Genomic DNA, 20,163 nt, shown 5'->3' with positions numbered 1-20,163 from the left:
ATTTTTGCCTCTACGGGCTAGTCCTATTTAGCCGCCACTCCTCTCGGGTAAGCAGTTAAAAGCTGTTTACACGTTGCGGAACCAGGCTGGGCATGGTAAATTAATGCCGTCTTTACAGGCGCGTAGCTCAGCTGGTTAGAGCACCACCTTGACATGGTGGGGGTCGTTGGTTCGAGTCCAATCGCGCCTACCATTACGCTAAAAGCACCGTTGCGACGGTGCTTTTTTGTTCAACAGGCCTCTCGTATTGGCCCTGAACTGGATTATATCACATGCCTGTTATTACCCTTCCTGATGGTAGTCAACGTTATTTTGAACATCCCGTTACTGTTTATGACGTAGCCGCCGATATTGGCTCGGGCCTAGCAAAGGCAGCCTTGGCTGGCAAGATCGATGGCCATTTGGTCGATACTTCCTATGCTCTTAAGGAAAATACAGAGCTTACTATTATTACGGGACGCGATCCTGAAGGTTTGGAGATTATCCGCCACTCTTGTGCCCACCTGTTAGCCCAGGCGGTCAAAGAGCTTTATCCGGAAGCTCAAGTTACCATCGGGCCGGTGATCGAAGATGGTTTCTATTACGATTTTGCTTATTCTAAGGGGTTTTCCCCGGAGGATCTTGAAGCCATTGAAGCGAAGATGCAGGAACTGGTTGAGCAGGATATTTCGGTCCATCGGGAGGTGAAATCCCGGGAAGAGGCAGTTTCCTTGTTTCGCCAGATGGGCGAGAAGTACAAGGCGGAGATTATCGCCTCTATTCCCCAGGGTGAGGAGATTTCTCTTTATCGGCAAGGGGATTTCGTGGACCTCTGCCGTGGACCCCATGTGCCCTCAACCTCAAGGCTCAAGGCCTTTAAGTTGACTAAGGTGTCCGGTGCTTATTGGCGTGGTGATGCCAATAACGAGATGCTGCAGCGTGTTTATGGCACTGCGTGGCCTGACAAGAAAGCCCTCAAGGCTTACCTGCACCGCCTTGAGGAAGCGGAGAAACGGGATCACCGTCGGATTGGCACTGAATTAGATTTGTTTTCCATTCAGGAAGAAGCCGGTGGCGGTTTAGTGTTTTGGCATCCCATGGGAGCCCGTATTCGGCAGGTCATTGAGGACTTCTGGCGGGAACGTCATGGGGCGGCGGGTTACGAAACCCTCTATACCCCGCATATTGCCCACCAGCAGCTGTGGCAGACTTCTGGGCATACGGATTTTTACCGTGAATCCATGTACCAGCCCATGGAAGAGGATCACCAATTCTACCAACTGAAGCCCATGAATTGCCCATTTCATGTGTTGGTATATAAGGGGCGGTTGCGTTCCTATCGGGAATTGCCTTTGCGCTGGGCGGAACTGGGTACCGTCTACCGCCATGAGATGTCCGGTGCTTTGCATGGGTTGATGCGGGTGCGGGGTTTTACTCAGGATGATGCCCATATTTTCTGCCGCGAGGAGCAGATAGAAGATGAAATTTTGGGTATTCTCGATCTGACGTTAGAGATGTTATCAGCCTTTGGGTTTGAACGTTATGAAATCGATCTTTCCACTCGGCCGGAAAAGTCAGTAGGGTCGGATGCGATTTGGGAACGGGCCACCCAAGCGCTGCGCTCAGCCTTGGAGAAAAAAGGCCTGGATTATGCCGTGGATGAAGGAGGCGGTGCTTTCTATGGGCCTAAAATCGATATTAAAATCGAGGATGCGATTGGGCGCAAGTGGCAATGTTCTACAGTTCAGCTAGACTTTAATTTGCCTGAGCGCTTTGAAATGGAGTATGTGGCTGAAGATGGTGCCCGTCACCAGCCCATTATGATCCATCGAGCAGTGCTAGGGTCTCTGGAACGTTTTTTTGGCGTACTTATCGAGCATTACGAGGGGAAGTTCCCACCTTGGTTAGCGCCGGTACAAGTCGCCGTAATGAATATTACTGACCGGCAAGCGGAATATACCCGCCAAGTGGAAGAAGCGCTGAAAAACAAGGGCTTTCGCTCGCTTCTGGACTTGAGAAACGAGAAGATCGGTTTTAAAATCCGCGAGCACACCCTGCGTCGGGTTCCGTATCTATTAGTGATTGGAGACCGGGAAGTGGAAAACCAGACTGTGGCCGTACGTACCCGGTACAGTAAGGATCTGGGAGCGGTGAGCCTTGATGCCTTTATCGAGCGCCTTGACGCTGATATCGCTCGCCTTGGTCGTAGCATTTCTAAGGAGGATTAGAATATCGTTGCAAAAAAGAGCATGCGCCTAAACGAAGAGATTACTACTCCGGAAGTTCGCCTGGTTGGGGTTGATGGCGAGCAAATAGGGATTGTTTCCATCGAAGAGGCGCTGCGCGTGGCGGAGGAAGCAGGGAGGGATTTAGTGGAGATTGCTCCCCAGGCTCAACCCCCCGTGTGCCGAATTATGGATTATGGCAAGCATCTGTTTGAGGAGAGTAAAAAACGTCAGGCGGCAAGGAAAAAACAAAAGCAGATACAGATTAAGGAAGTCAAGTTCCGACCAGGGACTGAAGAAGGGGATTACCAGGTTAAACTGCGCAACCTGGTACGTTTCCTTAAAGAAGGGGACAAAGCCAAAGTCAGTCTGCGTTTCCGCGGGCGGGAGTTGGCCCACCAAGAATTAGGGCTTAAGTTGCTGGAACGGGTTCGCGATGATTTAGCGGAATACGGTACCGTTGAGCAAAGCCCCAAGCGGGAGGGTCGGCAAATGGTCATGGTTTTGGCCCCTAAGAAGTAATCATGGTGTCCTGAGCTCAGAGATTGGTTTGCCTGGATACCTTTCTATCAAGCATAAATGCGGAGTATTTAAAGTAATGCCTAAATTAAAAACCAATCGCGGTGCTGCCAAGCGTTTTAAGCGCACAGCTACCGGGAAATTCAGGCGTGCCCAGAGCCACCATAACCACATTCTCACTAAAAAGAGCAGCAAGCGGAAGCGTAACTTGCGCCCTTTAGCAACCGTGAATGCATCGGATGGTCCTCGGCTGAATCGTTTGTTGCCCTACGCCTAAGAGGAGATTGCTATGCCTAGAGTAAAACGAGGTGTAACGGCGCGCGCCCGGCATAAGAAAGTCATTTCTCAAGCCAAAGGCTATCGTGGCCGACGAAAAAATGTATACCGCGTTGCCAACCAAGCGGTCATTCGCGCTAGCCAGTATGCTTACCGTGATCGGCGTCAACGCAAGCGGCAGTTTCGTGCTCTTTGGATAGTGCGCATTAATGCGGCTGCTCGCGAGTGTGGTCTTTCTTATAGCCGCCTGATCAGTGGCTTGAAGAAGGCTGCTATCGATATCGATCGTAAGGTGCTTGCTGATCTTGCCGTTAGAGATAAGGCTGCTTTTGCGACCATTGCGGAACAGGCGAAAGCCGCGTTGGCAAGCTAGTGCCTTTGGCCGGAGCGGGTACTCGTATCCGGTTCATAGGGTTAGGCTTGGAAAGGGGGAGGCGACCTGCCTACCCCTTTTTTCGGTTGCTGATTGAGTTTATTCACCCTGGTACTGTGAGAATAAGGAGTTCATGCAAGCGTTAAGCGAGATCGTGGCAGAAGCCCGCCAGTCTGTGTCTGCTGCCCCTGATTTGGAGACCCTCGATGAGCTGCGGGTGCATTACTTGGGTAAAAAGGGGGAGCTCACGGGCTATCTTAAGGAGTTAGGTCAGCTTAGTGCTGAGGAACGGCCTATTTTTGGTAAAGCTGTTAATGAGGCTAAACAAGCGGTCCAGCTTGAGATCGAGGCCCGCCGTAGCGTCTTAGAACAAGCCGCATTAGAGGCACGGCTAGCTTCAGAGGCCATTGATGTCACTTTGCCAGGCCGTGGCTTAGAGGTCGGTGGATTACATCCCGTGACTCGGACTTTGGAGCGTATCGAGGCCTTTTTCTGCTATGCAGGATTTGAGGTGCGTGAAGGACCGGAAGTCGAAGACGATTATCACAATTTCGAGGCCCTTAATATTCCGTCTTCCCATCCCGCAAGAGCAATGCATGATACTTTTTATTTTGATGCCCATACGCTATTGCGAACCCATACCTCGCCCGTACAGATCCGGGTGATGGAGCAGCAGGGACCACCGCTGCGGGTTATTGCACCGGGACGGGTTTACCGCTGCGACTCCGATCTTACCCATACGCCGATGTTCCACCAGGTCGAAGGGTTGCTGGTCGATGAGCAAGTGAGTTTTACCGATCTCAAGGGGATTCTTGCAGATTTTTTGCGCGCTTACTTTGAACGAGAGGATCTTAAAGTTCGTTTTCGCCCCTCCTATTTCCCTTTTACAGAACCCTCGGCGGAGACTGATATTCAGTGTGTCAACTGTAGTGGCCAAGGCTGCCGAGTCTGCAGCCACACGGGATGGTTAGAAGTGTTGGGTTGTGGCATGGTACACCCTAAAGTTTTTGAGTACGTGGGCATTGATAGTGAGCGATATCTGGGATTTGCCTTTGGTCTAGGCGTGGAACGCCTGGCTATGCTTCGTTATGGAGTCAATGACTTACGTATGTTTTTTGAAAATGATTTGCGCTTTTTGCGCCAATTTAATTGAATTTAAGCGACCGCAAGTGAACAATGAAATTCAGTGAAGCCTGGTTGCGCCAATGGGTTAATCCAGACCTCAGTACGGAGGCACTGGTTGAACGGCTCACCTTGGCTGGGTTAGAAGTAGATAGCGTCGAGCCGGCTGCTCCTCCTTTTAATGGCGTTAGAGTGGCTAGGGTACTGAGTGTGGAGCTTCATCCCCAAGCGGATCGCCTGCGGGTTTGCCAGGTGGATATTGGGAAGGGTTCCCCTCTGACGGTGGTGTGCGGTGCCCCTAACGTCCGGGGAGGACTCTTGGCACCCCTAGCCATGGTCGGGGCCCAGTTACCGACCGGGGCAAAGATTGACCGGGCAAAGTTACAAGGAGTGGAATCTTTTGGCATGCTCTGTTCTGCTGCAGAATTAGGGCTTGCTGAACAATCGGTAGGGGTGTTGGAGCTGCCTGAGGAGGCTTCCCCTGGTGACGATCTCCACGAGTTTTTGCAACTTGATGATGCCAGCATTGAAATTGATCTGACCCCCAACCGCAGCGATTGTTTAAGCGTTGCAGGTATTGCCCGGGAAGTGGGCGTACTCACCCAATCTGCCGTAACAATACCTAACCTAGGGCCTGTGGCACCCAAAATCGAAGATATCTTCTCGGTAACGGTGACAGCACCAGAGGCCTGTCCCCGTTATCTAGGCCGGGTTTTACGGGGCGTTAATCCCCAAGCTCAGACTCCTTGGTGGCTTCGGGAACGACTTCGGCGCAGCGGTATCCGGAGTTTGGGATTGGTGGTCGATGTTACTAATTATGTCATGCTAGAGCTGGGGCAGCCGATGCATGCCTTTGACCTTGAGCAACTGGAGGGCGGCATTCAGGTGCGCTATGGGCATCCCGGCGAGTCCCTTACTCTGCTGGATGGCACCCTTTTACAGCTAGATGCAGAAACATTAGTCATTGCGGATCAACGGCGAGCCCTCGCTTTGGCCGGTATTATGGGGGGGGAGGAATCTGGAATTAGTGACCAGACCCAGCACCTGTTTTTGGAGAGCGCTTTTTTCAACCCTACCGTCATTGCGGGACGCGCCCGTCTTTATGGGTTGCATACGGATTCTTCCCACCGCTTTGAGCGTGGCGTTGATCCCGAGTTGCCACGGCGGGCCATGGAGCGGGCTACAGCCTTATTAATAGAGATTGCAGGGGGGCAAGCGGGGCCGATAATTGAAGTAGTGGATTCCTCTCAGCTTCCTCCTCGACCGATAATTATCCTGCGGGAGACCCGCATTCGTCGAGTTCTGGGGGTTGAGATAGCTGAGAGCCAAATTACTGAGCAATTAACTCGGCTTGGTTTAGAAGTAGAAAAAATTGCAGAGGGTTGGCGGGCTAAAGTACCGAGTTTTCGTTTTGATCTTGCCTTAGAAGTAGATCTTATTGAGGAACTGGGACGCTTACACGGCTACGATCGTCTTCCCAGTACCCGCCCCGTGGGGCAGATTCGGCCAATATTAAAAACTGAAGCTGGGGTTTCCGTCAACCGTATCCGCCAGGTGTTAGTGGATCGGGGCTATCAGGAGGCGATTACTTATAGCTTTGTCGATCCAAAATTGCAGCAGTCGTTGGACCCTGAAGGGGAACCTGTGGCCCTGAGCAATCCTATTTCTATTGATATGGCGGTCATGCGCACTACCCTGTGGTCGGGCTTGATCCAAGCGCTGCGGTATAATTTTCATCGCCAGCAAGAGCGGATTCGTATTTTCGAGTACGGTCTTACATTTAACGGACAATTAACTGATCTTAAACAGGAAAGAACGATTGCTGGTCTTGTCTCAGGGATCTGCTATCCGGAGCAATGGGGGATAACGGCCCGGCCAGTTGATTTCTTTGACCTCAAAGGAGATGTGGAGGCATTATTGAGGCTAGGGGGGCAGCGAAATTGCTTTAAATTCGTTGCGGAGCAGCACCCAGCTTTGCACCCAGGGCAAAGTGCGCGAATTATTCGGGAAGGTCAACCGGTAGGTTGGGTGGGGGCTTTGCACCCTGCGTTGGAGGGAAAGCTGGACTTGGGGGCGCATGTTTACTTGTTTGCTCTCCGGGTTGAGGCGGTTGAAGGTGGCCGTTTGCCTACTTTTCAACCATTATCTAAATTTCCAGCAATTCGCCGAGATATTGCCTTTTTGGTGAACAGAAATATTCCTGCCCAGGCAGTTTTTGATTGCCTTAAGGGATTAGAATCGGATATTCTTAAGGAATTCCAACTATTTGACGTCTATACTGGGAAAGGTGTTGATCCTGATAAAAAAAGTCTTGCTTTAAGATTGATCCTACAGCATCCGTCCTACACGCTGACAGATGGTAAGGTGAATGCCTTTATGGAACGAGTGGTGACGGGGCTAACGACTGAGCTCGGTGCCATTATTAGGGAGTAGCTTATGGCGCTAACAAAAGCCGACATGACAGAAACCCTTTACCAGGAACTTGGTCTTAATAAGCGCGAGGCCAAGGAAATCGTAGAAATGTTTTTTGAAGATATTCGTTGTGCTCTGGAACGGGGAGAAACGGTTAAGCTCTCCGGCTTCGGTAATTTTGAACTTCGTGATAAAGGAGAACGGCCAGGGCGCAATCCTAAGACAGGCGAAGAGATCCCCATCACTGCACGACGAGTGGTGACTTTTCGGCCTGGACAAAAACTCAAGGCGCGGGTAGAAGCCTATGCTGGAGGCAAGCAACAATAACGAATTACCACCGATCCCTGGAAAGCGTTATTTTACCATCGGTGAAGTAAGTGAATTGTGTCACGTGAAGCCACATGTGCTGCGCTATTGGGAACAAGAGTTTCCTCAGCTAAAGCCGGTGAAGCGACGCGGCAACCGACGCTACTATCAGCGCCAGGATGTGATCATGATTCGCCAGATTCGGAGCCTTCTCTATGAGCAAGGCTTTACGATAGGAGGAGCAAGGCAAAGGCTTTCTAGTGCTGAAGCTAAGGAAGACAGCACGCAAAGTAAGCAGATTATACGCCAGCTCCGTTTAGAGCTTGAGGAGGTTAGAGATTTGCTTAAGACTTAAAGCGTCTTTAGTTGTAAAGAGTTTTAAGTTATCATGTAAACATGTCGGGGCGTAGCGCAGCCTGGTAGCGCACTTGAATGGGGTTCAAGTGGTCGGAGGTTCAAATCCTCTCGCCCCGACCAATTTGTGTAAATCATTTTATTTTACTCTAATCCCTGGTCTAATATTTAGGCGAGTTGTTATTGAGATTTTTCCCTTCCTTAATTCCCTACCGCGGCTCTAGTTCTAGAGATTACCCATTCTGTTTAGATGTAACTGCTGATGCGCCTTGTGAGTGCTTGTTGTGGCTTATTGTGTGTTTGAGACACGGTGCCAAGTAATATTATTAAAATATCTAATTGAGTATTTCTTTGTTGAAAAATTGAGATCGGTGTGAAACTATATACTTAAAAAGCACATATTTGAGCTATTTTGTATATAGTTAGATCGTAAGTCTAATAAATAAAAATAAATAATTAGTAGTTCCTTGTGATTTTCTTATATTTAGAACTCTTTACCTAGAGCTTTGCTCTTAAGAATAGGGATAAGCCCGAGAATTAAAATTAGTCGGCAGGGCATCAAAGCTTTGTTATCCTGGGCAAAAAAAAACATTCTAGGTATTCAGCAAGGGCAATAATAGGGAGCGTGCTTGGTGGATAGATTGATTAAGGGTGTGGGGGGGTGAGGCGTCCAAATGCGGCAGCGTGGATCAATATGGGCGGCTTGATGATGAGCAATTCGGCTGACCGCTTCCTTGGCTGGAAAACCTGTCTTCTTAACTTGCCCCCCCTATCCCAGGTATTTACTGTGTTCCTCGCCTTTCTTTTACCGGATACCTCATATAAAAAATCATTCCAGTGGTCACCAACAACGGCCCCACAGCTATTCACGACAGTAGGTGTTCATGAAAGGAAGCCTCTTCATGGCTAACACGGGGGTAGAGAAGCGTTCTGGGTCAGTGCCGCTCAACCAAGAAGTGTGTCCACATTTCATTGCGGGAAAAACGGAGTTGGTGCTCCGAAAAATGCTTCTCTTTAGCTTTTTGTTATGGCCTTCTCTTTTTCTATTGACTCCACCTGCTACACACAAGTGGCTGAAAATGGTTTAGAGGCAGTTAAGAATATGAGCGATTTAATCGCGGCATTCAATAAATATTTCGAGATTATCCCTGCAAATACAGCTGATCTTAAAAACCAATTTTTTCATTTACGTTATCAAGTTTATTCCCAAGAACTGCAATTGCCAGGCTTTGAGTCCTGGCGTTATCCGGATGGCCGGGAGATCGATAAGTATGATAAACGGTCTGTTTGTTGTTTATTACGTCACCAACCAAAGGGATTTATAGTGGGGGGGATACGGCTGGTATTTTGTGATCCCGATGATCCATTTCAACCTTTTCCTATTGAAGAACATGTTGGACATCACTTTGATACTCAGCTAATTGAACCTGCTCAATTGCCCCGTCGTACTACTGTTGAAGTTACCCGCCTGGTAATTTCGAGGCAGTTTCGAAACCGTGGAAGGGAAATTCATTATGCCCATGGACTGGATGATTCCAGCTTTGGTAATAAATCAGATAAACGGCGGCAATTTCCCCATCCGGTACTAGGCCTTTTGGTGGCATTGGTGCAGATGTCTTCAGAGTATGGTATCACCCACTGGTATGCGGGTATGGAGCCGGCGCTTAATCGTCTCCTGAGGCGGTTTGGTTTTAACCTAAAGCCAATAGGCCCATTGGTCGATTATTATGGTATTCGACGACCTTACTTAGATACTGTAGACAACGTGCTAACGCGGGTGTTCCAAAAAAAACGGGACATTTGGGATCTAGTCACTGATCGTGGAAGAATCTGGCCGGTTTCGAAAGAGTGGACAGCTAAGCAACTGAGTACGAATTCCTAATTAGACCAGAAGGTAGAGGTTTGCCTCGTACGCGAACGCCCCCCGGCCTTATAACTCGAATAATGATGCGCTCGACTATTTTACGTTTTTGGAAGTGCAGGGTCATTGTTCGCTTCATATTTGTAGTGCTCATTGTTTCTCATTTGATACAGGGGGTGAATGCTCAGGAAGTTGTTGTTAATCCTAGTGTCACAGAAACAACGCTGACTCGGAGTGCGCTTCGAGCAATTTTTAGCATGCGTTTGCGAACTTGGCCCGACGGATCATTGATTAAGGTTTTTGTGCTAAGTGATAATTCTCCATTACACGTTCAGTTTTCAAAAAAAGTACTCAATATTTTCCCCTACCAACTTCGCAGAACATGGGATCGGCTAGTTTATTCAGGTACTGGCCAAGCGCCTACTGAAGTGAATTCTATCAAGGAAATGTGCAATAAAGTTGCCTCTACGCCTGGCGCTATCGGGTATTTACCGGAGAAAAAGATTGATGCCCACGTGCGTAAAGTAAAAGTAGTGCAGGTCAAGTAAAGGCATGATGAGAGGAACCAGAAAAATAGGGCATAGGGGGTTAGCGCTTGGCACCATGTTGTTGTTGGTTACTCCCTTACAGGCTGAATGGAAGCTTCCCGATTCTTTTCAGGTCCATGGTTTTGCTTCGCAAGCATTTATATTGACTACGGACAATAATTTCTTTGGTAATAGTAAGGATAACGGTACGTTTGATTTTCGGGAGTTGGGAATTAATGCTTCTTGGAGAATTTTGCCTAGGCTTCAGTTTGCTGCCCAGGGGGTTGCTCGCTGGGCTGGGGAAAATGACGAAGGCGATCCGAGGTTGGACTATGGCTTAGTCGACTATACTGTTTTCAGTGATCCCAAGAATACCTGGGGCATACGACTTGGCCGCGTCATTAACCCCATTGGTTTTTATAACGACACTCGCGACGTGGCTTTTACCCGGCCAAGCATCTTTTTGCCCCAGTCTATTTATTTCGATCGCACTAGGGATTTGGCACTATCGGCGGATGGAGGCCAGATTTATGGCGAACGGCGTACTGATATCGGGGATTTTTTCCTACAATTTAATATTGCTAAACCACGACTAGGCTCGCGGGAAGAGCTAGCTCTGCTCGGTCATGATTTCCTTGGCGGTTTTGAGGGGGATACCTCTGTATTTGGGCGTCTCTTTTATGAGAAGGATGGGGGGAGTATTCGATTGGGATTTTCTTCCCTTTGGGCTGATTTTGATTTTGATTCTGGGTTGCCCCCAAATAAGCTTTCCTCAGGCTCAATCGAATTTTCTCCCCTGATATTTTCGGGTCAATATAATGGGGAGAAATTAAGTCTGACGAGCGAGGTTGCCTTAAGGCGTTTTGATTATGCTGGCTTCGGGCCTAATCTTCCAGATAAAGATTTCACTGGCTTGAGTTGGTATGTTCAAGCTGCCTACCGTTTTTTGCCCAAGTGGGAGGCTGTTGTCCGCTTTGATAGCCTTTGCGTTGAGCTTGGTGATTGTGATGGGGAAGAGTATGCCGCCCAATCCGGACGATCTGGGCATCAGCGGTTTGCCCATCGGCGGTTTGCAGATGATTGGATGGTGGGATTACGCTGGGATGTGACCCCTTCCGTCATGCTGAGAGCTGAGTTTCACCATATTAAAGGTACTGCTTGGATAACTCTTGAAGATAATCCAGATATTAATGCCCTTGAAGAGGAGTGGAATATGTTCTCTGTTCTGGTCTCTTTCCGTTTTTAAAGGCCTTTCAGGGTTAAACCTGTCTAATCAGGTCCATACGTATAAACCCTTATTTACTACTTTCACCTTTACGCCTAAGCTTTCAAGCGAGTGATGTTCATGGGTGCTACTTTAAATAGCGCTTGTGAATATCCTCCCCATATTTACAGCAGGTAAATAGATTATTCTCCGTAGGCGTACCTCAATGGAAGGTAGCCATCCGACGGTTGAGGCAGCACACGGAGGTGCTGCCAATTTTTATCTTCCGGCCCTTGCATCCAGGCTGAACCGGCCAGCTCATTGTGCGGCTAAAATCAGCAACCCCTCAGTTTCTCATAAAACATGGTTATTTGGGTGCAATCACCCAAACTAGCGTGAAAAATTATCCCAGCTAGCAGACATAAAAGCGACCAGTGCTGCTGCCGTTCAACAAAGGCACTAGCCTAGGATAAGCGCCAAACCCCTCCGATTTCTAACTCGACGATCTCTGGCAGCAATGCACCTGGTATCCCATAGGCTTACATGTGGGCTTGGGTTTCCGTGTAACCGAGGGTTTTATTCATGCCCGCCACTTAAAAAAATTGCCGCTATGAGCATACGGCCAATTAAGGTGGTGATATGCTGCATAATTGCCACCCATTGCCTATACGTGTTAAAAATAAATCATGGAGAAAAAGATGCTGACTGATGATCAAGATGAATACAGTTTTGCCACCTTGGCGGTGCGGGCGGGGCAGCAACGCACGAGTGAAGGTGAGCAGTCGGAGCCCATATTTTCTACTTCTAGTTTTGTATTTGAAAATGCCGCCCAGGCTGCCGCTCGTTTTTCCGGGGAGGAAGGGGGTAATATTTACTCTCGTTTTACTAACCCCACGGTCCGGACCTTCGAGCAACGTCTTGCGGCTTTGGAAGGCGGGGAGTGTTGTGTGGCCACCTCATCAGGAATGGCGGCCATCCTGGCCACTTGTCTGTCACTGCTAAAGGCAGGAGATCATATCGTCTCCTCGGAGAACATTTTTGGAACCACGCGGGTCCTCTTCAATAAATATCTGGCCCGCTTTGGAGTAGAAACTACCTTTGTTCCTCTGGTCCGCCTAGAGGCTTGGCAAAATGCTTTGCGCCCTAACACGCGCCTGTTGTTCCTAGAAACTCCTTCCAACCCTCTGAATGAAATAGCAGATATTGCTCAATTGTCAAGTTTAGCCCGGGCACATCACTGTCTCTTGGTGGTGGATAATTGCTTCTGCACTCCAGCCCTGCAGCGTCCTTTAGAACTCGGAGCAGATATTATCATCCATTCGGCTACCAAATATCTCGACGGTCAAGGGCGCTGTGTGGGGGGGGCTGTGATAGGTGATGGGCAGCAAGTCGGGGAAGAAGTCTTTGGTTTTCTGCGGACTGCGGGTCCGACCATGAGTCCCTTCAATGCCTGGGTCTTTCTTAAAGGCTTAGAGACCTTGCAGGTGCGTATGGAAGCGATAAGTCAGCGGGCTCAGGCTTTAGCGGAATGGTTGGAGGCGAAGTCAGAGGTCGCAAAAGTGTATTATGCTGGCCTGCCTACTCACCCTCAACACGCATTGGCTTCAAGGCAACAGTCAGGATTTGGTGGTCTGGTGGCGTTTGAGTTGAAAGGAGGAAAAGATGCCGCCTGGACCCTTATTGATGCGGTGAAGTTTATCTCCATTACCGCCAATTTAGGTGATGCTAAAACCACCATCACTCACCCCGCGACGACGACTCATGGCCGTTTAACGGTGGAGGAACGAGCCGCAGCGGGAATCAGTGATGGCTTGGTGCGAGTCTCCGTGGGCCTGGAATCCCTAGAAGATATCAAAAGGGATTTACAGCGGGGGTTTGAGGCAATGTCCAAGTGCTAATCAACCCCGATAGAGGACTCGACAGAGCAGGGTCTTAAGATATTCAGTTTCCGGTATCGCAGGATGGATAGGATGGTCTGGACCCTGATGGCCCTGCTCAAGTATCTGAATGGTTCGGTCTAGGTGCCGTCCGGTACGGCGTAAAATATCCCGGAAAACATCCCATTGTAAGTGGCTAGAACAGGAGGAGGAGATCAAAATTCCGTCTCGGGTGAGCAAGCGGGCAGCAAGTTCATTTAGTCGTCGATAGGCCGCGAGCCCCTGCTTGAGGTCTTTTTTACGCTTGATAAGGGCAGGAGGATCTAGGATTACCACATCAAATCGTTCTTTATCTGCTTGTAAGGCATTCAAAAGGGAAAAGGCCTCGCCATGGAGGGCAGTAACGGCACCGATTCCCTGGTTAAGGTTGGTATTGCGGTGGATAAAGTTGACAGCAGCTTCGGAGCTCTCCACACACAGTACCTGGTGGGCACCTGCTACTAAAGCCTGGATTCCCCAAGCTCCAAGATAACTGAAGACATCGAGTACCCGTTTGCCCTTAACATAGTGTTGCATCCGAGCCCGGTTCAAGCGATGATCGAAGAACCAACCGGTTTTTTGCCCCTCCATCAAGGGCACATTGAAATATCCTCCATTTTCAAATAATTGGATAGTTTCGGGGACTTCTCCCTGAATAATTTCAAGGTAGGATTTTAATCCTTCCAGATGGCGAATGGGGGTGTCATTGCGCAGTATGATGGTGTGTCCGGGTACCGTTTTGTTTAGTGCGGCGATGATAGCTTCTTTGACTTGCTCCATCCCGGCGGTTGTGATCTGGACTATCAAGATATTATCATAGCGGTCTACTACCAGCCCTGGCAGACCGTCACTTTCTCCGAAGACCAGACGGTAGTAAGGATCGGCAAATAGCCGGTTTCGAAGCGAGAGAGCTACCTTGATCCGGTGTATCAGCAAAGAAGGCCCAAAAGGATAGCTGGGATCGCGGCTAACTAGCCGTCCACAGATGAGGGAGTGAGGATTGACGTAACCTGTGCCGAGCACCTTATCATTGCTAGTGGTAATGGCAATAGGGGCACCGGCCTTAAAGTCAGTGAGGGGGCTACGCTTAATATCCACTTCGTTACTAAATATCCATAAATGGCCAGCTCGTAAGCGGCGTTCCTCTCCCTTTTTTAAATAGAGTGGTTGAAATTCCATGGCTGTCCCAAAATTAAGTTAATAAGGAGACTAAAAATGAAAAGCTATCGCAAAGAACTTTGGTTCAATGTGCCTAGTCGTCGGGGATTCGTCAATATCACGCCTCAGGTCGAAGAGTGTTTGGATGAAAGTGGGGTGAGCGAAGGACTGGTGCTAGTCAATGCGATGCATATTTCCGCCAGTGTTTTTATTAACGATGACGAGCCGGGGTTGCATCATGATTACGAAGAATGGCTGGAAAAGCTTGCGCCCCATGAACCTATCCATCAGTACCGCCATAATGATACGGGGGAAGATAATGCCGATGCTCATATGAAACGCCAAGTGATGGGACGGGAAGTGGTCGTTGCGGTTACTGATAAACGTTTAGATTTTGGACCCTGGGAACAGATTTTCTACGGCGAGTTCGATGGCCGTCGGCGTAAAAGAGTATTAGTCAAAATTATTGGAGAATAGATCATTTAAAATATATCAATTTATTGGGGAGGTTCCTCTCCTTCTAGGAAGTACCATTTCTCGATTTTTAAATTTGGCCGCCTTCCCCGTGCTTCTGGGGCATAATGCTTAGCAAGGTAATCTAAAATGGCTTCTTCTGTTTGGGGGTCGAATTGCCAAAGATTCTGGGTTCGCTGCATCCAACGGATGGTCTCTTTCCATCCTTCCCGGGTGGCTCGATTCTGAGTAATAAGCCTGGCTGAATGGCAGCCTGTACAGTTAGCTTTTACAATTTCGAATCCTTCATCAATGACAAGGCCTGTTTTCTCATCGACTTCCTCTTGTGCCCAGGAGGGTAGGGTCAGGGCTCCAATCAAAAGCCCACCTGTGAGCGAAGGTATTTTCATGCTACAGGATTTTGACGGCAATACGATGGCAGGCGTTATTTAAATAACCCTTTGGATTCCATCCTGGGACCAGCATCGGTTGCATTTTTCCATTGTCATCGGTGGCTCGGGCCCAGACTTCGTAATAACCTCGTTCTGGGAAATTGATAGTGGTTTCCCAATGTTGCCAGGCGTATGGGTTCTTGGGTGCTCTGAGTGAGCAGTGCTGCCAAGTAGCGCCAAAATCGATGGAAACTTCCATGGCGGAAACTGATAAATCGCCGGCCCAAGCGTGCCCTCTTAGCTTTAGATATTGTCCTAATTTGAGCATGGCGCCGCTGCGTGGAGAAGTGATAATAGATTTCACCGGCATCGATTCAATGATGCACATTTCCTCTTCTGGAACTTTTGCCCCCGGTGCCACTGGATGGCAAGGGACTCGATAGGAGTACCCCCCCATTTTGGTGCCGTCATGGATCTGATTGCGAATCACGATTTTTTCAAGCCATTTCCCAGAGGTTGAGGCTGGCCAGCCGGGGCATACCAGTCTTAGGGGATAGCCATTGAGGAGGGGAAGATCTTCACCATTAATCGCCCAGGCGATTAATGAATGGGGTTCAAGGGCTTTTGATATGGGTACGCCTCTAGAAATAGGAACTTTATGGGGGGTACCACTGAGATGAGTATCTTTACCATAATAGCCAATATATATGGCATCCTCTTCGATACCTGCTGATTTTAGTACCTCTCCTAAGCGAACCCCTGTCCATTCAGGGCTTCCTACAGCGCCTACCGTCCATTGATTACCGGGTGCAGGCGGATGGAACTCACTTCGGCCATTCCCCCCGCATTCAAGCGTTAATTGGTAAGTATAGTTTTTAAATTTTGTTTTTAATTCCTCGAGGGTATAGCTTACGGTTTTTTTTGCGGACTCACCGGTAATTGTCAAGGTCCAATGGTTAATATCGATATCCTGTGGTGGAATACCGTTATTACGAACAAACAATTTATCTGCGGGAGTAATGGGATCGTCTAAGAGGTGAGCCGGGGTTTCTGCATTAACAGGACGGTCATTGAGAATAACGAGGTCCGGATGTTTTCCCGGTAACTGGAAGGGCTCTGTAGAATCGGCAAGGACCACGGGGATGAGCCCTCCTGGCATGTTTCGCCAAAAAGGAATGTGAGCGCCTAATACTGCGCTCATAGCGAAAAGGGCACTTTTTTTTAAAAAACCTCGCCGGGTGAAGGGATTAACTTCCCTGCCCCAGAGCATTTTATCTGCTTCTAATGGGTCTGTTGCATAGAGTTCGTGGATACCTTTTTTTATCCTTTTGCCCTGTTCCATAGCACTTCCTCGCGGTGAAAGTTTCTGGCCTTAATTAGGGGAAGAGCGGCGTTTGCGATACCACAAATTCAAGGCGAATAGATGTATTAAAGATAGCATTGCATGGATTTGTTTGGTGATTTTTTGTAATTTTACAAGCCGGAATCTGGGCTCGTTTGTATTTCCTTCAAAGCCTCAAGAATATTATCCATATAATTGATAGGTAAAGAGAAATGACCTTCATTTGGGAAGTATTGGGCTTGGGCAGAGGGTAATGTTTTTTCTAGATAACGAGCATGGGAAACGGGAACCGTCGCATCAGCTTCTCCTTGCCACAGGTGAATTTTTAAATGGATATCTTCTAACCGGAAGCCCCAAGGATGGGCATAGAGTTTGAAATCTAAGAGCGCTCCCTGGGGACCCTTGTGAAGGGCCTCCCGCATAGACGCCAGAAGGAATACCTCAATATCGGGACGTTTTAGCACCAGGTTATCTGCCTTTGGGGCAGAAATGGTTAACAAGGATTGTGTTACCCGGGGAAACCAGTATAAAGCCCGGGCCACAATTCCTCCATAGACGAGGGGCAGGAGCCAAGAAGCGCGTTTAGCAAGGCCAAAGCCCAAACGGGCGGGCCATGCCATGTCATGGATTGCCCATGATTCGTAGACTGGTCCTAGGCCATTGACAATGCCTACACTCCGGAGGCAGGCGGGGATCTTCCAAGCACAGGCAAGGGCATAGGGACCCCCTCCTGAAATTCCCAGTAGGGAAAAAGGGGAAAGGTCTAAAGTATTAGCCAATTCAGCTATATTATCAGGCCAGTCAAGTATGCATCGTCCGGGTTTGAAATCTGATAACCCGTAACCTGGGCGATCTATGGTGATAATATGCCACCGATTCCGCTTTGCTGCAGCATCAATGATTTGGGCTTCTAGCCGAGAAGCAGGGAAACCATGGCAGTAAAAGAGAGGATCGCCGTGAAGATCCCCATATTCCGCATAGCCAAGCCGGTAGCCATCTTTGAGCACAATTTGTTGACTGGTGAGATTGGTCATTATTAGGAGCCCAGAAGAGAAATATTGTTATTGGGATTTGTTAATATAAATTTTTGATTTAAAAAACAAAATTTGTAGATGCTTGTCAGGTGGCTGGTTGAGACGTAAAATTACGCTAGCTGCGGGTGTAGTTCAATGGTAGAACCTCAGCTTCCCAAGCTGATGACGTGGGTTCGATTCCCATCACCCGCTCCAACCAAATCAATAACTTAGCTCTGATCCATTACCTCTGATCAACACATTGTCACAATAATGTCACAGTACAGGGGTAAATCAGTATGGCTACAATCAGAAAAAGAGGCAATAACTGGCAAGTACAGATCAGAGTGAAAGGCCATAAGCCAGTCAATAAATCATTCAGCGATAAAAAGATTGCCCTAGCTTGGCTAAAGAAGACAGAAAGCGAGATTGAAAGGGGAGTATTCCAAGATATAACAGAAGCACAACAGACTACATTTGCTGAAATCCTAGACAGATATGCTAATGAAGTGCTCCCTAGCAAGAAGGGATATTACAGAGAACTCAGTAGAATCGAGCACTTAAAGACTCATTTAGGCAATTACAGCCTATCAGGATTAACACCCTCAGTTATTTCTCAATACCGAGATCACCGATTAAAAACTGTTGCTAATCAGACAGCTAAGCATGACTTGAGCATGATTAGTAGAGTAATCAATCACACCATTATTGATTGGGGCATTAATCTTCCTCATGGTAATCCCATACAGAGAGTAAGGTTACCTAAGCTGCCAGCAGGCAGGACTAGAAGATTGTTACCATGCGAAGAGCAGAAGTTAATAGAAGCCAGTTCTATAGACCTCAAGCCCATAATCCAGTTTGCACTAGAAACCGCTATGAGAAGAGGGGAAATAGCGACAATGGACTGGAATCATATTGATTTTAAATCAAAAACTTTATTGATACCTGAGACCAAGACAGACCAGCCAAGAACGATACCACTCACTAGAAAAGCTATAGAAATCCTTCAGGTATTTCCCAGGAATATTAGCGGCAAGATATTCAATCTCACAGTAGATCGTATATCAAGAAATTTCATGCTTGCTTGTCGTAAAGCAGGAATTGCAGATTTGAGATTCCACGATTTGAGGCATGAAGCCACTAGCCGATTATTTGAGAAAGGTCTTAATCCTATGGAGGTAGCAGCTATCACTGGGCATAGGGATATGAAAATGCTTATGAGATACACTCACCTGAAAGCAGAAAGCTTAGTTCATAAGCTTGGATAAGAAGAAAGTTATTCTAGTAGAAAAAGAAGGGGGGGCGGACCTACCTCCCCCCACAAGACTGGAAAGGCTAACGAGCAACACATTATGCTGTTGCGTGGCCAGTATAAGTAACGCACGTGAAGAAATTATTACAATTCGGATACGATTTATTTAAAGCAGAAGCAGCTTGTGAATAAACAACTGTCAACTAGTTATTGATTACTTAACTTTTATGTGTTAGAATATCCCTGCACAGGTTGACTAGTTGGAATTCTTTTGATATGTGGCCTATAAAAATCAATAGGTTACAATTTAAAGCATAAAGAATTACCCCTAATAACCTTGCGCAGAATAAAGCTATTGAGAGATTATCGGCATAGGATTTTCCTAGTGGCTGAGAGTTAGCTCTGTGCGTTATTCAATTATCAAATAACATGAAAACCCAATTATAAATATACCACATGATTTATTAAAGGAGTACAAGAATATGAGCGAAGCACTAATAAATCCAGATAATCCGCTATTTGAATTAATGCGATCTGGAGTACTACAGCCTAATGATATTTTTAATTTAGCGTATAGGCAGACAATGGAAATCCTCATAGAGAAGGGATATAGCTTGAGCCAGATAACCAAAAGGCTGAATGAATGGGGATACAAGACCAAGAGGGGTGAAGAATGGACTAGGGAGAATGTTCACAAAGTTTTAAAGGAATTGGGACTGAAGACAGTTAGAGGGAGTGCTGCTTAGTGACTAAACAAGAAATAGCAAAAGTAGCAGCAGATATAGCAAGAAGGCGCTACGCGCAACGCAACGAAGCTGCTTTAATGAGAAAACAGAAGAAGCTACTGGAGGAATTAATCAATGATAGATCCCTCAATCCTATCCAAGTAGCTAGAGCATTCAGTAAGGAAACTGGGAAAAGGGTATCAGTAATACAACTAGGGGAATTACTCAAAAAGTATGGATTATGTTAATTGGATAACAGGAGGTGTATCTATATGGACTGGAGAGAACGAGCGTATGAATTAGGACTATTACCAGATTACAATCCTTTTAACCAGAAAGGAGAAAAAGCTTTAAGCCTGAAAAGGCAACGCAGCGAAGCTGCTTTAAGGCAAGTAGCACAAAGAGAAGATAAAAAGAAGAAAATACTGACAGAATTATATGAGAAATATCCCCAGGATTACAAGAAGATAGCAGAGCTATACAGCTTAGAGATTAGAAGGAATATAAAGAAGGGAAGAGTAAAGAAGTTGCTGAAACAGTATGGATTGAGATAAAGCAAAGGAAGTGTGCGATTAAGTGCGCTAAAAATGCGATTAAACAAATCACAATGTGATTAAATGCAATAAAGTGCAACAGTGAAGCTCTAAAACAAAGATTAGACATAGACCAATCGCCAAGAGGCAATCAAGCCCGAAGGGCAACGTAGCGAGACTACTGTAAGGGAAGATAAAGGGCCAAGAGGCTAAGGAGCTTT

General features: G+C 47.5%; 21 protein-coding genes and 3 tRNA genes. 20 read left to right on the top strand and 4 right to left on the bottom strand.

Annotated elements, in window-relative coordinates; genetic code table 11:
• Nucleotides 1-116 precede the first annotated feature (116 nt).
• The 14 genes from E3U44_RS14315 to E3U44_RS14250 all read left to right on the top strand — a co-directional run bounded on the left by E3U44_RS14315 (nucleotide 117) and on the right by E3U44_RS14250 (nucleotide 13,056).
• A tRNA-Val gene (locus tag E3U44_RS14315) sits at nucleotides 117-193 on the top strand.
• Between the two features lie 79 nt (nucleotides 194-272).
• Nucleotides 273-2,207 (top strand): threonine--tRNA ligase, encoded by a 1,935-nt coding sequence (gene thrS, locus E3U44_RS14310; RefSeq protein ID WP_134358808.1) that lies wholly within the window; start codon nucleotides 273-275, stop codon nucleotides 2,205-2,207.
• A 21-nt stretch (nucleotides 2,208-2,228) separates the two neighbouring features.
• A complete protein-coding gene (gene infC, locus E3U44_RS14305) occupies nucleotides 2,229-2,726 on the top strand; it encodes a translation initiation factor IF-3 (protein ID WP_134358807.1) in 498 nt (165 codons plus the stop codon).
• A 76-nt stretch (nucleotides 2,727-2,802) separates the two neighbouring features.
• Nucleotides 2,803-3,000: a 50S ribosomal protein L35 gene (rpmI, locus tag E3U44_RS14300; RefSeq protein WP_134358806.1), complete on the top strand. Its 198-nt coding sequence runs from the start codon at nucleotides 2,803-2,805 to the stop codon at nucleotides 2,998-3,000.
• 12 nt (nucleotides 3,001-3,012) lie between these two features.
• Nucleotides 3,013-3,372 (top strand): 50S ribosomal protein L20, encoded by a 360-nt coding sequence (gene rplT, locus E3U44_RS14295; RefSeq protein ID WP_134358805.1) that lies wholly within the window; start codon nucleotides 3,013-3,015, stop codon nucleotides 3,370-3,372.
• Between the two features lie 133 nt (nucleotides 3,373-3,505).
• A complete protein-coding gene (gene pheS / locus E3U44_RS14290; protein ID WP_134358804.1) occupies nucleotides 3,506-4,525 on the top strand; it encodes a phenylalanine--tRNA ligase subunit alpha in 1,020 nt (339 codons plus the stop codon).
• A gap of 23 nt (nucleotides 4,526-4,548) precedes the next feature.
• The gene (pheT, locus tag E3U44_RS14285) at nucleotides 4,549-6,927 is read left to right on the top strand and encodes a phenylalanine--tRNA ligase subunit beta (RefSeq protein WP_134358803.1); all 2,379 of its coding nucleotides are present in this window, start codon (nucleotides 4,549-4,551) and stop codon (nucleotides 6,925-6,927) included.
• Between the two features lie 3 nt (nucleotides 6,928-6,930).
• Entirely contained in the window at nucleotides 6,931-7,233 is a 303-nt protein-coding gene (ihfA, locus tag E3U44_RS14280; RefSeq protein ID WP_013034103.1) for an integration host factor subunit alpha, read from the top strand.
• Nucleotides 7,211-7,567 (top strand): MerR family transcriptional regulator, encoded by a 357-nt coding sequence (locus tag E3U44_RS14275; RefSeq protein ID WP_013034102.1) that lies wholly within the window; start codon nucleotides 7,211-7,213, stop codon nucleotides 7,565-7,567. The genes ihfA and E3U44_RS14275 overlap by 23 nt, the downstream gene beginning before the upstream one ends.
• Nucleotides 7,568-7,612: 45 nt before the next feature.
• Nucleotides 7,613-7,689, top strand: a tRNA-Pro gene (locus E3U44_RS14270).
• A gap of 979 nt (nucleotides 7,690-8,668) precedes the next feature.
• A complete protein-coding gene (locus E3U44_RS14265; RefSeq protein ID WP_134358802.1) occupies nucleotides 8,669-9,448 on the top strand; it encodes a PEP-CTERM/exosortase system-associated acyltransferase in 780 nt (259 codons plus the stop codon).
• A gap of 155 nt (nucleotides 9,449-9,603) precedes the next feature.
• Entirely contained in the window at nucleotides 9,604-9,975 is a 372-nt protein-coding gene (locus tag E3U44_RS14260; protein WP_420812597.1) for a substrate-binding domain-containing protein, read from the top strand.
• A 4-nt stretch (nucleotides 9,976-9,979) separates the two neighbouring features.
• Nucleotides 9,980-11,200 (top strand): TonB-dependent receptor, encoded by a 1,221-nt coding sequence (locus E3U44_RS14255; protein ID WP_134358801.1) that lies wholly within the window; start codon nucleotides 9,980-9,982, stop codon nucleotides 11,198-11,200.
• Nucleotides 11,201-11,856: 656 nt separating this feature from the next.
• A complete protein-coding gene (locus E3U44_RS14250; RefSeq protein ID WP_134358800.1) occupies nucleotides 11,857-13,056 on the top strand; it encodes an O-succinylhomoserine sulfhydrylase in 1,200 nt (399 codons plus the stop codon).
• Here E3U44_RS14250 and E3U44_RS14245 read toward each other — a convergent pair whose 3' ends face one another.
• Nucleotides 13,057-14,253: a class I SAM-dependent rRNA methyltransferase gene (locus tag E3U44_RS14245; protein ID WP_134358799.1), complete on the bottom strand. Its 1,197-nt coding sequence runs from the start codon at nucleotides 14,251-14,253 to the stop codon at nucleotides 13,057-13,059. It lies immediately after the preceding gene.
• A 36-nt stretch (nucleotides 14,254-14,289) separates the two neighbouring features.
• Between E3U44_RS14245 and E3U44_RS14240 the strand changes: the two genes are divergently transcribed.
• Entirely contained in the window at nucleotides 14,290-14,709 is a 420-nt protein-coding gene (locus tag E3U44_RS14240; RefSeq protein WP_134358798.1) for a secondary thiamine-phosphate synthase enzyme YjbQ, read from the top strand.
• Between the two features lie 20 nt (nucleotides 14,710-14,729).
• Here E3U44_RS14240 and E3U44_RS14235 read toward each other — a convergent pair whose 3' ends face one another.
• The 3 genes from E3U44_RS14235 to E3U44_RS14225 form a co-directional block, all read right to left on the bottom strand.
• Nucleotides 14,730-15,095, bottom strand: coding sequence for a hypothetical protein (locus E3U44_RS14235; RefSeq protein ID WP_134358797.1), 366 nt, complete (start codon nucleotides 15,093-15,095; stop codon nucleotides 14,730-14,732).
• A gap of 1 nt (nucleotide 15,096) precedes the next feature.
• On the bottom strand, nucleotides 15,097-16,419 hold the full coding sequence (locus E3U44_RS14230) for a sulfite oxidase (RefSeq protein WP_134358796.1): 1,323 nt from the start codon (nucleotides 16,417-16,419) through the stop codon (nucleotides 15,097-15,099).
• A 131-nt stretch (nucleotides 16,420-16,550) separates the two neighbouring features.
• Nucleotides 16,551-17,453 carry an alpha/beta fold hydrolase gene (locus E3U44_RS14225; protein WP_134358795.1) on the bottom strand — a complete coding sequence of 301 codons (903 nt, stop codon included), beginning with the start codon at nucleotides 17,451-17,453 and terminating at the stop codon, nucleotides 16,551-16,553.
• 121 nt (nucleotides 17,454-17,574) lie between these two features.
• On the opposite strand from E3U44_RS14225, the gene E3U44_RS14220 reads away from it, so the two are divergent.
• From E3U44_RS14220 to E3U44_RS14200, 5 genes are all read left to right on the top strand, one after another.
• A tRNA-Gly gene (locus E3U44_RS14220) sits at nucleotides 17,575-17,648 on the top strand.
• An 83-nt stretch (nucleotides 17,649-17,731) separates the two neighbouring features.
• Entirely contained in the window at nucleotides 17,732-18,700 is a 969-nt protein-coding gene (locus tag E3U44_RS14215; RefSeq protein ID WP_134358794.1) for a site-specific integrase, read from the top strand.
• A gap of 466 nt (nucleotides 18,701-19,166) precedes the next feature.
• On the top strand, nucleotides 19,167-19,430 hold the full coding sequence (locus E3U44_RS14210; protein ID WP_134358793.1) for a recombinase family protein: 264 nt from the start codon (nucleotides 19,167-19,169) through the stop codon (nucleotides 19,428-19,430).
• A complete protein-coding gene (locus tag E3U44_RS14205) occupies nucleotides 19,430-19,657 on the top strand; it encodes a hypothetical protein (RefSeq protein WP_134358792.1) in 228 nt (75 codons plus the stop codon). Before E3U44_RS14210 ends, E3U44_RS14205 begins: the two co-directional genes overlap by 1 nt.
• A 24-nt stretch (nucleotides 19,658-19,681) precedes the next feature.
• Entirely contained in the window at nucleotides 19,682-19,963 is a 282-nt protein-coding gene (locus E3U44_RS14200; protein ID WP_134358791.1) for a hypothetical protein, read from the top strand.
• Nucleotides 19,964-20,163: the final 200 nt, after the last annotated feature.

This window comes from Nitrosococcus wardiae, from assembly GCF_004421105.1.
GTDB classification, from domain to species: domain Bacteria; phylum Pseudomonadota; class Gammaproteobacteria; order Nitrosococcales; family Nitrosococcaceae; genus Nitrosococcus; species Nitrosococcus wardiae.
This window is presented reverse-complemented; position numbering and strand designations above follow the sequence as displayed.